This is a genomic window from Vibrio coralliirubri, assembly GCF_024347375.1.
GTDB classification, from domain to species: Bacteria; Pseudomonadota; Gammaproteobacteria; order Enterobacterales; family Vibrionaceae; genus Vibrio; species Vibrio coralliirubri.
The window spans coordinates 565,478-578,992 of record NZ_AP025470.1; the positions used below are offsets into that span (position 1 = coordinate 565,478).

The following is a 13,515-nucleotide window of genomic DNA, read 5'->3' on the forward strand; positions in this document are numbered from 1 at the left end:
AATAATGATTTCTCGTTGGTTAGTGAGTGGCTTAGGCATTGTCGGTACTGTGATCAGTTTTCAGCTGTTTGCATCCACCGCGACACAGGTTGCTCAATCTCAGCAGGCTGAACAAGCTCATAAAAGGCCAACCGTTGCTGTCGTTCTTGCTGGTGGTGGGGCAAAAGGTGCAGCTCACATTGGTGTGCTTAAAGCACTAGAAGAGATGCAAATCCCGGTTGATTACATTACCGGTACCAGTATGGGCTCATACGTTGGTGGTCTTTATGCGACAGGGATGAGCGCAGACGAGATCGAGAGCTTTATTTATACGGTCGATTGGAATCGCGGTTATCGTGATCGCGTTAACCGTAGTGATCGCCGGGTACGTGACAAAGAATATGAAGATCGCTACCAACTGAACACCGATCTCGGCTTAGGTTGGGGCGAAATCAAAGCAAGGAAAGGGGTGGTGCAAGGCCAGAATATGTTGCGTATTCTGCGTGAGACCACAGGTAATCTATCTTCATTCGATTCTTTCGACCATCTTGCGATTCCATACCGTTCCGTCGCAACCGACATTATCGAACTTGAAGAGGTGGTTATCGACCATGGTCACCTTGTTGATGCCATGATGGCCAGTATGTCAGTTCCCGGCGCTCTTCCTCCTTATGAACTCGATGGTCGAATGCTGGTTGATGGTGGTGTCACCAATAACATGCCCGTCGACGTTGCCAGAGCGATGGGTGCAGACATCGTCATTGCGGTGGATATCAGTACCAACTACAAAGGTAAAGATGATTTCACGAATTTTCTAGCTGCAGCTGACCAACTCTCTAATTATCTTGTTCAACGCAGCACCCAAGAGCAAGCTGAAACTCTAACAGACGATGATGTGTTCCTGCGCCCAGATGTTGGGGAAATGGAGACGACAGAATTTGATAAAATGCCATCGGCTTTCCTTGCGGGCTATGAAGCCGCTAAGCAACATACTGATGAACTTTCTAAGCTATCGCTCTCAAATGCCGATTATCAGCATTATATCGAGGACAAACAAAAAGCGCGCAGACAGCTGAAACACGGCGATCAGACCGTCGTTGACCGAGTTGTGATCAATAACAACACCCACTATTCCGATAAGCTGATCGAAAACCGTTTAAACCTTGATTCAGGTAAGGTTCTGAAGACCAGTGAAATTGAATCTAAAGTACAAGACCTCTATGCGCTAGATAGATTCGAGTTGGTGACGTATGAATTTGACACCGTGGATGGCGAGGAGCAATTGCAGGTCGATGTGAACGAAAAATCTTGGGGACCAAACTACCTCAACTTTCGATTCTTTCTTGAAGATGATTTCTCCACTACCAGTCAGTACTCGATTGGTGTTTCAGCCAACTTTACCGATATCAACTCGCACGGTGCAGAGCTAAGAACCAATATCGAGATGGGAACGGATAAACGAATTGAGGCTGAACTTTACTCGCCATTTTTTTCGAGTCAAAAATTGTTCACTTCTGCATCGATTGCTTATAGCAAGGAAAACAGAAACCTACCGGTAGATATTGACGATATTGAAGAGCCGACACTGGACGTAACGAAAGACTACTTTCCAATGACTTATAGCGAGTATGTCGGTGAATTAGCATTAGGCTATCAACCTACTTTGTGGCAAGAACTGAAATTTGGTGCTCGTTATACTGATGGGGATGTTGAGGTGGCTTCTTTACCTTCGTTGGGTAATGGTGGTTACACGCGTATTGGTGGGTTTATCAATTATCGATTGGATACTTTGGATAACTTCAGCTTACCAACTGAAGGTTATTTTGTTGATTTAGAATACCTTGTTTCTCATGATGACTTTCAGAATGATACCTCGATTAACGAAACAGAGTTGACGTCTGAGAGCGATACGGTTTATGAGTTTTCGGCTAATTTAATGGCTGCAAAGAGTATCGAGAAGCATACTTTAGTCGCAAAGCTCGACTACGGTATTGTAGAGAGCAAAAATTCGATTTTCCCTATTGATCCTAAAGAGCTTGGTGGCTTCTTAAACCTGTCAGGTATTCCAAGGAACAGTATGATTGGCCAGAACTTGGCCTACACCAGCCTTATCTATCGTTATAAGTGGTTTGAAAATGACTTCGGCCTTTTTAAATCACCATTCTACGTGGGGGCATCCATTGAGCATGGTGGTGTTTGGTCGAACAATGATTTGAGTATTGATGAAGCGCCAATGTACACCGCGGGTTCTGTTTTTGCGGGTGTCGATTCACCAATCGGGCCGATCATTTTAGCTTATGGCCGAACTGAAGATAACTTCGATTCGGTGTATCTGATTGTAGGTACTTCCTACAAATAATCATGCGCAGAGTCGCCATTTAAGTGCGTAATTAGGCAAAAATAGTGGGACTTTCGTCTTAACTTGCTATGTTGGTCAAAATGATAAGATTTTAATTTAACGTTAAATTTGCTATTCTACCGCCCACAGTTTGGCCTCTATGACGCCGCTCATCAATACAAATTGAATGACAAAAATGGCAATGGAGAGCCAAGTTTCCAAGGATGTTCACTTCTTTATTTTACTAACAATTATGAAGGGAAGAAGTGAACCGCAATGAGAGGAAAAAAGTCGTGCTTGAAGCCTACCGTAAACACGTCGAAGAACGTGCTGCCGAAGGAGTTGTTCCAAAACCACTAGATGCTGAGCAGGTAGCTGGCCTAGTTGAACTTCTGAAGAATCCACCTCAAGGTGAAGAAGAAATCATTCTTGACCTACTAGAAAATCGCATTCCACCGGGTGTAGATGAAGCTGCTTACGTAAAAGCTGGCTTTCTTACGGCTATCACTAAAGGTGAAGTAGCTTCTCCACTAGTAAGCAAAGCAAAAGCTGCAGAACTGCTTGGTACTATGCAAGGCGGTTACAACATCGAATCTCTAGTATCTCTACTAGAGGATGCTGAGCTTGCTCCAATCGCTGTTAAAGCGCTATCTCATACTCTACTGATGTTCGATGCGTTCTATGACGTAGAAGAGAAAGCGAAAGCTGGCAATGCATCTGCACAACAAGTACTTCAATCTTGGGCTGATGCTGAATGGTTTACAGCGAAAAACAAAGTAGCGGAAAAAATCACCGTTAAAGTATTTAAAGTTACCGGTGAAACGAACACTGATGACTTATCTCCAGCGCCTGATGCATGGTCACGTCCTGATATCCCAGTGCACGCGAAAGCGATGCTGAAGATGGAACGTGATGGCATTACTCCTGATGAACAGGGTAGCGTTGGTCCAATCAATCAAATTGAAGAAATGCAAAAAGATGGCATTCCACTGGCTTACGTTGGTGATGTTGTTGGTACAGGTTCTTCACGTAAATCGGCAACAAACTCAGTACTTTGGTTCATGGGTGAGGATATCCCATTCGTACCAAACAAGCGTACTGGCGGTGTTTGTCTTGGTGGTAAAATTGCACCAATCTTCTACAACACAATGGAAGATTCAGGCGCACTACCCATTGAACTGAACGTACAAGATATGAACATGGGCGATATCATTGATATCTACCCGTACGAAGGTGTTGTTCACAAGAACGGTTCTGTGATTTCAAACTTTGAGCTAAGCAAAGTACTTCTTGATGAAGTGCGTGCTGGTGGCCGTATTCCACTGATCATCGGTCGTGGTCTAACGGGTCGTGCTCGTGACGCTCTAGGTCTAGCTGAAACGGATCTGTTTGCTAAACCAATCGATCCATCTGCATCTGATAAAGGCTACACGCTAGCTCAGAAAATGGTTGGTAAAGCATGCGGCGTTGAAGGTGTACGTGCTGGTCAGTACTGTGAACCTAAAATGACGACAGTCGGTTCTCAAGATACGACCGGTCCTATGACTCGTGATGAGCTTAAAGATCTGGCGTGTCTTGGTTTCTCTGCAGACCTTGTAATGCAGTCTTTCTGTCATACATCGGCATACCCTAAACCAGTCGATGTAAACACTCACCATACGCTACCTGATTTCATCATGAACCGTGCGGGTGTTTCACTTCGTCCGGGTGATGGCGTTATCCACTCATGGCTAAACCGTATGCTTCTTCCTGATACTGTAGGTACAGGTGGTGACTCGCATACTCGTTTCCCTCTAGGTATTTCATTCCCTGCGGGTTCTGGCTTGGTAGCATTTGCTGCGGCAACAGGCGTTATGCCTCTTGATATGCCTGAATCTATCTTGGTTCGATTTAAAGGTGAAATGCAACCGGGTATCACGCTACGTGACCTAGTGCATGCCATTCCTCTTTACGGTATCAAGCAAGGTCTACTAACGGTAGAGAAAGCCGGTAAGATCAATGAATTCTCTGGTCGTGTACTAGAAATTGAAGGCGTTGAGCACCTATCTGTTGAGCAAGCATTTGAGCTTTCTGATGCATCTGCTGAGCGTTCTGCTGCAGGTTGTACGGTTAAGCTATCTCAAGAGTCTATCGATGAGTACCTGAACTCGAATATCGTTATGCTTAAGTGGATGATTGCTGAAGGTTACGGTGATGTTCGTACGATTGAGCGCCGTATCACAGCAATGGAAGAGTGGTTAGCGAACCCTGAGTTGCTATCTGCTGATTCAGATGCGGAATACGCGCATGTTATCGAGATTGATCTTGCTGACATCGATCAACCTATCCTATGTGCACCAAACGATCCAGATGATGCTCGTCTTCTTTCTGACGTTCAAGGCACTGAGATTCAAGAAGTGTTTATCGGTTCTTGTATGACCAACATCGGTCACTTCCGTGCTGCAGGTAAGATGCTAGAAGAGTTTAACGGCTCGCTAAATACTCGCCTATGGGTGGCTCCGCCAACGAAGATGGATAAAGACCAACTGACAGAAGAAGGCTACTACGGCATCTTCGGTCGTGCTGGGGTACGTATCGAAACTCCTGGCTGTTCACTATGTATGGGTAACCAAGCTCGTGTTGCTGATGCTTCGACGGTTATGTCGACGTCAACGCGCAACTTCCCGAACCGCTTAGGTAATGGTGCGAACGTTTATCTGGCTTCTGCTGAGCTTTCTGCTGTTGGCGCGATTCTAGGTCGCATCCCAACGAAAGAAGAGTACTTAGAGTACGCTGAGAAGATTAATGCAACGGCTGCTGATACATACCGTTACCTGAACTTCCATAAAATGGGTCAGTACACGGACAAAGCAGACACGGTTATCTTCCAAGAACCAGCTTAGTTCCTCGTTATATTTGTAGCTGCAGCGTTGTTGACTGCGTACGTTCACCGGAGCGCCGGCCGCCCTAATTACATAGAGCTTCTATGCTCATAGGGATGAACGTACTTGTCGCCTAACTGCAACTCCAACTATTTAGAGGAACCCAAATGATAGAACGTCTACTTCGGTAGGCGTTTTTTTATGTCTGAATACTGGACGACGAGCGACTCGATCTCTTGATGACTTCGCTATATACTCTCGCCTCATTTTTGCCACAACCCTTTTATTGAGTCTCTTTTTATTAGAGCTTTGGAGCCTTATGGAATTCGAATTTACTAGAAACACTCTAATGGGCGAATACTATGTCAAATGCAGCATGGGCCATGAGATTGTTGGCCGTTGGCTTCAAGAAGAGATCGGTAAAGATAAGCAGAAATTAGATCATGTGATGGCGTTGATTGAGCAATCTCGACAGGATTTGAGCAATGAAGTGACGTTGCTTGGCAAAGAGATTAGCCTTGCGATCAATGAAGATGAAGTAACGATTCAAGAAAACGTGTTAGCGCATGAGCAAGAGATGGAAGAGGGCAGTGAGTTCGACTTCTATAACTGTGAAAGCCAAGCAAGCTGCGGAATCGATGATTTCGAACTGCTCATCGAACGCTGGATGGATTTTTTAGGTTACTAGTCTCTAATACCTATTTGTTAGTCACTCAGAGCTTTGAAGGCTCCGTTGCCCAAAACTGGAGCAATAAGAGCATCACGCATTAAGATAGTGAAAAGGCCGCACCATATTGGTGCGGCCTTTTTCGTTATTACGACCTTATTATCTTCATCTCATTTAAAATCAATTACTTAACTTTTTGGCACGCTACTTGGATTGTAATAAGAGAATTAACGGATTAAGTAAGAATTTAAGGAACGAATATGAAATTAATAAATGCCATTGTTAAGCCATTCAAATTAGACGATGTACGCGAAGCGCTCTCTGATGTGGGTATTGAAGGTATGACTGTTTCTGAAGTGAAAGGCTTTGGTCGTCAGAAGGGACACACTGAATTGTATCGTGGTGCAGAGTACCAAGTGGATTTCCTACCAAAGGTGAAGCTAGAGATTGCTACCCAAGCTGAGAATGTTGACCGAGTTGTTGAAGCGATTAGCCAAGCGGCACACACCGGAAAAATCGGCGACGGCAAAATTTTTGTGTATGACCTAAGCCAAGCCGTACGAATTCGTACTGGTGAAATGGATGCTGAAGCACTTTAAAGAATTACAAGGACTGGAGACTTTAATATGGAACTTACAACAACAGTAACGGAACTACGTTACGCACTAGACACTTTTTTCTTCCTCATTTCAGGTGCGTTGGTAATGTGGATGGCAGCAGGCTTCGCGATGTTAGAAGCTGGCCTAGTTCGTTCAAAGAACACCACAGAAATTTTAACTAAGAACATCTGTTTGTACGCAATTGCTTGTACAGCTTTCTTAGTGGTTGGTTACAACATCATGTATGTCGACAACGGTGAAGGCGGTTGGTTGCCATCGTTTGGTACTCTAATTGGTACGCAAGGTGAAGGCGCAGACCACTCTCTTGAATCAGACTTCTTCTTCCAGGTAGTATTCGTTGCAACAGCAATGTCTGTAGTATCTGGTGCGGTTGCTGAGCGTATGAAGCTTTGGTCATTCCTAATCTTCTCAGTAGTACTAACAGCGTTCATTTACCCAGTTGAAGGTTACTGGACTTGGGGTGGCGGTTTCCTATCAGAAGCGGGTTTCAGTGACTTCGCAGGTTCAGGTATCGTACACATGGCTGGTGCAGCAGCAGCGTTGGCTGGTGTTCTACTACTCGGTGCTCGTAAAGGTAAATACGGTAAGAACGGTGAAATCTACCCGATTCCTGGTTCAAACATGCCACTTGCAACGCTAGGTACATTTATCCTTTGGTTTGGTTGGTTCGGTTTCAACGGCGGTTCTCAACTGATGGTTTCGGATTTTGAGAACGCAACAGCAGTAGGTCAAATCTTCCTTAACACCAACGCAGCAGCAGCAGCAGGCGCAATTGCAGCACTACTAGTATGTAAAACAACTTGGGGTAAAGCAGACCTAACAATGATTCTTAACGGCGCGTTAGCAGGCCTAGTAGCAATCACTGCAGACCCTCTATCACCATCACCTCTATTTGCTGTAGCGATTGGTTCGGTATCTGGTGCATTGGTTGTATTCAGCATCATCGCTCTAGACAAAGCTAAGATTGATGATCCAGTAGGTGCTATCTCTGTACACGGTGTATGTGGTTTCTTCGGTCTAATGGCTGTGCCACTAAGCAACGCTGATGCAACGTTTGGTGCTCAACTATTAGGTGCAGCAGTAATCTTTGCATGGGTATTCGGTGCTAGCTTAGCGGTATGGGCAGTGCTTAAAGCAACAATCGGTATCCGAGTAACGGAAGATGAAGAACTTGAAGGTATGGACATGCACGATTGTGGTGTCGGCGCTTACCCTGAGTTTGTATCAGTAAAATAATCAACAGTCGTCGCCTAATCTGAATGGGTTAGGTTGGACAAAGAAAGCCCCGTAACTCTTGTTGCGGGGCTTTGTTGTATTTACGGTTGCACAATATATAAACACGAGCGTTGAAGTTGGGCTCATTGTTTAAGGGGGATGACAAGACACAAAGTTGAAATGGTTTGTTACAAAAGTGAGAGTTTAAATGGTCTGAGTAGACGGATTTTTTGTTGGTCGTCATTGTAATTATGTTAATGATGAATATAATAACGCAACTGATAGACATTATCATTTCGATATAAAGGATTTTACAATGAAGAAACTGCTAACACTTTCAGCTCTAGCGTGTGGTGTAATTGCCCCGACAGCAATGGCTGCGGAAGAAGTAAACGTATACTCTTACCGTCAACCTTTCCTTGTTGAGCCAATGTTCAAAGAGTTCACAAAAGAGACTGGCATTAAAGTAAACGTTAAGTTTGCTAAAAAAGGTTTAGCAGAGAAGTTAGCTCAAGAGGGTGAATACAGCCCAGCTGACGTTGTCTTAACTGTAGATATCAGCCGTCTATCTGAACTAACTAAACAAGGTCTAGTTCAATCTGTAGAGAGCGATGTACTTGAAAAGAACATCCCTGCTCAATACCAAGATACAGATAACGAATGGTTCGCTCTAACAACTCGTACACGTAGCGTTTATTCTTCACGTGACCGTGTTGGTCGTCTAGGTGAAGAGTTCACTTACGAAGATCTAACTAAGCCTGAATTTAAAGGCAAAATCTGTACTCGTAGCGGTAAGCACCCATACAATGTTTCTCTAGTATCTTCGATGATTGCTCACAAAGGTGAAGCTGAAACGAAAGAATGGCTAGAAGGCGTAAAAGCAAACCTAGCACGTAAGCCTCAAGGTAACGACCGCGCGCAAGTTAAAGCGATTAAAGAAGGTCTATGTGATGTTGCTCTTGGTAACAGCTACTACCTAGGTAAGATGGTTAATGATAAAGAGCAAAAAGCTTGGGCTGACTCTGTTTACATTAACTTCCCTAACCAAGAAACAACGGGTACTCACGTAAACATCTCTGGTATGGCAATGGCTAAATACTCTCCAAATGAAGAGAATGCCGTTAAGCTGATGGAATTCCTATCTGGTAACACAGCACAAAGCATGTACGCAGAAGTGAACTACGAATACCCAGTGAAAGCAGACGTTAAACCTTCTGAGCTTGTTGCTTCATGGGGCGAGTTCAAAGCGGATACTATTTCTCTAGATGAAATTGCAAACCACCACGCGGCTGCAATCAAGCTATTAGACGAAGTTAAGTTCGATCTATAATTTATTACGGTAGGCTTCGGCCTAAGTAAAATGACAACCTCAAGTCGCCATTTTGGCTACTTGGGGTTGTTTGTTATTGGAAAATCACTTTTTGATACAAAGCACCCCGTTGATCCCTTGAGTTATTAGCATCTCACCTTGAAGTCATTAGAGTATATGGGTATAAATAACCCCACCATTAAAAGGATATGAGATGTATTTGCAAATGCATTTGTGTTTCATTAAGCCTCGTTGTAGTTAGGCGATGAAAGAAAAGAATTATTTATGGAACACCAGTAGCAGCATTATTGCTGTATTACTGGTTTTACCGATCTTAGCGATTTTTACGACGGCTGTTGGAGAAACGGATGAGCTATTTTCTCATCTGATGTCCACAGTGATGCCTACCTATGCCTACAATACGGTGGTTTTAGTCATAGGAACCATGTTCCTGTCTTTAGTTTTTGGTATTCCGTCGGCTTGGGTTATGGCAATGTGCCGTGTTCCGGGAGAGCGTGTTTTGCAGTGGGCACTTGTCCTGCCATTAGCAATGCCAGGTTATATCGTTGGCTATATCTTTACTGATTGGTTCGACTTTGCTGGCCCTGTTCAGGTTCTACTGCGAGATCTTACTGGGTGGGGACCCGGTGAGTATTGGTTCCCGGATATTAGAACCTTATCTGGCGCTATTATTGTTCTATCTCTCGTTCTCTATCCTTATGTTTATTTGCTGTGCCGCGCGGCATTTATGGAGCAAAACGTCTCCTTATTGCAATCCGCTCGTTTGCTAAAATGCTCACCTTGGGAAAGCTTCCGTCGTATCTCCTTACCACTTGTTCGTCCATCAATGGCGGTCGGTTTATCGCTTGTTGCTATGGAAACCATCGGTGACTTTGGTACCGTGAGTTACTTTGCGGTAAATACTTTAACGACTGCGGTTTATGATACTTGGCTAGGCTACTCAAGCTTAACGGCAGCTGCGAAAATATCGGCAATCATGCTGGTTATCGTGATCCTACTATTGAGCTCAGAGCGATACAGTCGCCGTAAGCAGAAGCTATTCCAGAATCAGTTCAGTAGCCGCGAAGATTTTCGTTACGACCTTTCTGGTTGGAAAAAATGGCTGGCACTATTCTGGTGCTGGGGATTAGTTTGCGTTGCATTCCTGTTCCCTCTTGGCCAGCTCATTATTTACGCCTACAAATATTTTGCTCAAAGCTGGACCCCTGAATTCAGAGAATATGCCATCAACAGTCTTTACGTTTCGGTAGCTGCTGCGATTATTGGCGTGATTATCGCGATGATTGTGAACTTTAACCAACGCGTTAGTCCGAGTAAGAAAAATCAGGCTTATATGCGTCTCGCTTCGATGGGCTATGCCGTTCCAGGCACCGTGTTAGCGATTGGTGTGATGGTACCTGTTTTGTTCATGGATCACTTAGTCAATGACATTGCGAAAGTGATGGAGTGGGGGCGACCTGGTTTGATCTTCTCTGGTTCTATGTTCGCGCTAATTTTTGCCATGGTCGTGCGTTTTTCGGCAGTGGCAATAGGCAGTATTGAAAGTAGCTTGAGTAAAGTATCCCCTTCATTGGATATGGCCTCTAAAACCATGGGTTGCAATACCAATCAGATGTTACGCCGTGTTCATTTACCTTTGATTAAACGTGGCGCATTGATCGCTGGTTTACTGGTGTTTATCGAATCAATGAAAGAGTTGAATGCGGCATTGCTGCTGCGTCCTTTCAACTTCGAAACTTTGGCGACTTATGTTTATAACTATGCCTCAGATGAGCACCTAGAATTGGCGGCGATGCCTGCTGTATTATTGGTGTTGGTGGGTTTAATTCCTCTGATCATCGTAAACCGTTCCTTGGAGCAGAAAAACTAATGAGTTGTGCATTATCAATTAAAGACCTGACTTGTAAGTATGAGTCGCAAACCATTTTGGAAGCGCTCTCGTTAGAAGTTGAGCATGGTGAAATTGTTTGTCTTCTTGGTGCGAGTGGCTGCGGTAAAACGACCTTACTGAAGGCGATTGCGGGCTTACTTCCATTAAGTAGCGGTGTGATGAGTTTGAACTGTCAAACCATTGATGATGGCGAGAATTGGTTGCCACCAGAGCAGCGTAACATTGGTATGATTTTCCAAGATTACGCCCTGTTTCCGCACCTGACGGTAAACCAGAATGTCGGCTTTGGTTTGAAAGACCTTTCTGAGCAGCAAAAGAAAGACAAGGTTCAAGAGATGTTGGAGCTGGTTCACTTAGATGAGTACGGTGACCGCTACCCACACCAACTTTCAGGTGGTCAACAACAGCGTGTCGCGATTGCTCGTTCTTTGGCGTACAAGCCTGACTTACTACTGTTAGATGAACCATTCTCAAACATCGATACTCAGGTTCGTCATGAGCTGATTTCTCAGATTCGTAAGATCTTTAAGAAGCAGGGTGTTACAGCTATCTTCGTAACTCACAGCCGTGAAGAAGCGTTCGCGTTTGCAGATAAAATGGCAGTAATGAACCATGGTGTGATTGAGCAGTATGGTTCGGCCTCTGAGTTGTATTTCCATCCTTCGAGTAAGTTCGTTGCAGACTTTTTGGGCGGCGGTAGCTACCTTAATGCACAACGTATTTCAGAGCATGAATTTGAAACCAGTTTGGGTATGGTTGAAGCTAAACCGCAAACGGAGATTGAGTTCGGCAATACATGTGAGCTTCTGCTAAGGCCCCAGCATATCCAAGCAAGTTACGAGCAAGATAGTGCTATTTCGGTGCTAGAACAGCAATTTATGGGCGATCACTGTCGTTATGTAATCGAAGCGCATGGTCAGAAGTTATTAGCAACCTCGTCAGAAGCACTTGAAGTGGGTATGCCGGTCAACGTAAAAGTCGATACCAAAGGCGTATTGGCTTTTTAAAGAGATATAACGCGATACTAATCGTTAAAATAATCGCGATAAAAAAGCCCAGCACTTTAATCAAAGTACTGGGCAAGAGTTCTTCACTTATAGGCTTTAACAAGGCAGTGATTTGTTAAGTCCCATACAAAACTGCTGCACTCTATAAGCCTATAGAGAGAGGAAGTCTTTCACTTTTTGAAGAACACGTTCTGCAGTGTCTTTATCTTCCATTTCTGCGAAGATTCGTAGTAACGGCTCTGTTCCTGAGAAGCGAGCAATGACCCAGCCGCCATTTTTGAAGTACACCTTGGCACCATCTTCATAGCTGACTTTTTCAATTTCGTATTCAAATTCAGGCAGTTGCTTCTCGACGTAGATCTTAGTGTAGAGCGCTTCTTTCTCTGAAGGTTTAAACTTACAATCGCCTTCTGCGGTGTAGGCATAGCCATATTTAGAGTAAATCTCATCAAGTAATTCAGACAGCTTCTTGCCTGTTACACTGATCATCTCAACCAGTAAGCTTGAAGCAAATACGCCATCCTTACCTTTGATGTGACCACGAATGGTTAAACCACCCGAACTTTCGCCGCCAATCAGAGAATCATCAGCTTCCATTTGCGAGCTGATATGCTTAAAGCCTACAGGAACCTCAAAGCTCTTCTCACCATGATCTGCCGCCACTTTATCCAGTAGATGCGTGGTTGCGATGTTACGAACGACAGAGCCCTTCCAGCCTTTGTATTCCAGCAAGTAGTAGTAAAGCAGGAGTAGCACTTCGTTAGGGTGAATGAAGTGACCTTTCTCATCGATGATTCCCAAACGGTCGGCATCGCCATCAGTACCAATACCAATGTCATAGCCTTCTGCAGCAACTAAGTGCTTCAAGCGATAGAGCGTTGCAGCATTTGGTGATGGCATCAAGCCACCAAAATCTGGGTTTTTGCCATCGTTGATAACGTCGACATCACAGCGACCGTTAATCAGCACGGTTTGCAGAGCATTTTTTGCCACGCCAAACATTGGATCAATCAGTACACGTAGGTTAGCTTTCTTGATCGAATCGATATCGATGAAGTTGATGATTGAATCAACAAAGTCGTTCATCGGGTTGATGATCTCGATTTCTTTGTCGTTTAATGCTTGTTCGAAATCGACTCGGATAACATCTTCGTTAGTCAGTGTTGCGATTTGCTGTTCGATCTTCTCTGTGATGATCTCATCGGCATCGCGGCCGCCTTCAATGAACACCTTGATGCCATTGTAGTCTGCTGGGTTGTGAGAGGCGGTAATACACGCCGAGTAGGTGCATCCCATCTCTTTCGCTTGGAACATCACGATAGGTGTTGGAACGAACTTATCAATGAAGCTTACTTTGATGTTGTTCGCCGCAAGTACTTCTGCAAACCAACATGCGGCTTTATCTGAAAGGAAGCGGCGGTCATAGCCGATCACAAACCCATTCTTGGCTGCATCTTCGTTGTTGATGATGTTAGCGAGCGCTTGTGCTACCAAACGGACGTTTTCTCTAGTGAATTCCTCACCAATGAAAGCGCGCCAGCCACCTGTACCAAATTTAATCATTAGAAAATCCTTTTAGTCTCATTGTCTCAAGCCCGTAAAGACTT

Annotated in this window: 9 protein-coding genes; 8 read left to right on the plus strand and 1 reads right to left on the minus strand. The window is 44.4% G+C overall.

Going from position 1 to position 13,515, the window contains the following annotated elements:
• Positions 1–4: 4 nt before the first annotated feature.
• The 8 genes from OCV20_RS02870 (at position 5) to OCV20_RS02905 (ending at position 11,908) form a co-directional block, all read left to right on the plus strand.
• Positions 5–2,338, plus strand: coding sequence for a patatin-like phospholipase family protein (locus tag OCV20_RS02870; protein ID WP_086774162.1), 2,334 nt, complete (start codon positions 5–7; stop codon positions 2,336–2,338).
• Between the two features lie 272 nt (positions 2,339–2,610).
• Entirely contained in the window at positions 2,611–5,199 is a 2,589-nt protein-coding gene (gene acnB / locus OCV20_RS02875) for a bifunctional aconitate hydratase 2/2-methylisocitrate dehydratase (RefSeq protein WP_086774161.1), read from the plus strand.
• 298 nt (positions 5,200–5,497) lie between these two features.
• Entirely contained in the window at positions 5,498–5,866 is a 369-nt protein-coding gene (locus OCV20_RS02880; protein WP_019824378.1) for a YacL family protein, read from the plus strand.
• Between the two features lie 239 nt (positions 5,867–6,105).
• Complete coding sequence (gene glnK / locus OCV20_RS02885) at positions 6,106–6,444, plus strand: P-II family nitrogen regulator (RefSeq protein WP_004738200.1); 339 nt, start codon at positions 6,106–6,108, stop codon at positions 6,442–6,444.
• Between the two features lie 27 nt (positions 6,445–6,471).
• Positions 6,472–7,701 (plus strand): ammonium transporter, encoded by a 1,230-nt coding sequence (locus tag OCV20_RS02890; RefSeq protein WP_048605711.1) that lies wholly within the window; start codon positions 6,472–6,474, stop codon positions 7,699–7,701.
• Between the two features lie 295 nt (positions 7,702–7,996).
• Positions 7,997–9,010, plus strand: a complete 1,014-nt coding sequence (locus OCV20_RS02895) for a Fe(3+) ABC transporter substrate-binding protein (protein ID WP_016790767.1) — start codon at positions 7,997–7,999, stop codon at positions 9,008–9,010.
• A gap of 244 nt (positions 9,011–9,254) precedes the next feature.
• Positions 9,255–10,880 carry an ABC transporter permease gene (locus OCV20_RS02900; protein WP_050620019.1) on the plus strand — a complete coding sequence of 542 codons (1,626 nt, stop codon included), beginning with the start codon at positions 9,255–9,257 and terminating at the stop codon, positions 10,878–10,880.
• Positions 10,880–11,908 carry an ABC transporter ATP-binding protein gene (locus OCV20_RS02905; RefSeq protein ID WP_017059417.1) on the plus strand — a complete coding sequence of 343 codons (1,029 nt, stop codon included), beginning with the start codon at positions 10,880–10,882 and terminating at the stop codon, positions 11,906–11,908. The genes OCV20_RS02900 and OCV20_RS02905 overlap by 1 nt, the downstream gene beginning before the upstream one ends.
• Positions 11,909–12,058: 150 nt before the next feature.
• On the opposite strand, the gene OCV20_RS02910 is transcribed toward OCV20_RS02905, so the two are convergent.
• On the minus strand, positions 12,059–13,471 hold the full coding sequence (locus OCV20_RS02910) for a phosphoglucomutase/phosphomannomutase family protein (RefSeq protein WP_050620018.1): 1,413 nt from the start codon (positions 13,469–13,471) through the stop codon (positions 12,059–12,061).
• Positions 13,472–13,515: the final 44 nt, after the last annotated feature.

Excerpts from the sequence above, each read along its gene's own strand:
- OCV20_RS02910 (WP_050620018.1), bottom strand. The coding sequence starts at position 13,471 with ATGATTAAATTTGGTACAGGTGGCTGGCGCGCTTTCATTGGTGAGGAA.
- OCV20_RS02895 (WP_016790767.1), top strand. The coding sequence starts at position 7,997 with ATGAAGAAACTGCTAACACTTTCAGCTCTAGCGTGTGGTGTAATTGCC.
- glnK (WP_004738200.1), top strand. The coding sequence starts at position 6,106 with ATGAAATTAATAAATGCCATTGTTAAGCCATTCAAATTAGACGATGTA.
- OCV20_RS02900 (WP_050620019.1), top strand. The coding sequence starts at position 9,255 with ATGAAAGAAAAGAATTATTTATGGAACACCAGTAGCAGCATTATTGCT.
- OCV20_RS02880 (WP_019824378.1), top strand. The coding sequence starts at position 5,498 with ATGGAATTCGAATTTACTAGAAACACTCTAATGGGCGAATACTATGTC.
- OCV20_RS02870 (WP_086774162.1), top strand. The coding sequence starts at position 5 with ATGATTTCTCGTTGGTTAGTGAGTGGCTTAGGCATTGTCGGTACTGTG.
- OCV20_RS02890 (WP_048605711.1), top strand. The coding sequence starts at position 6,472 with ATGGAACTTACAACAACAGTAACGGAACTACGTTACGCACTAGACACT.
- OCV20_RS02905 (WP_017059417.1), top strand. The coding sequence starts at position 10,880 with ATGAGTTGTGCATTATCAATTAAAGACCTGACTTGTAAGTATGAGTCG.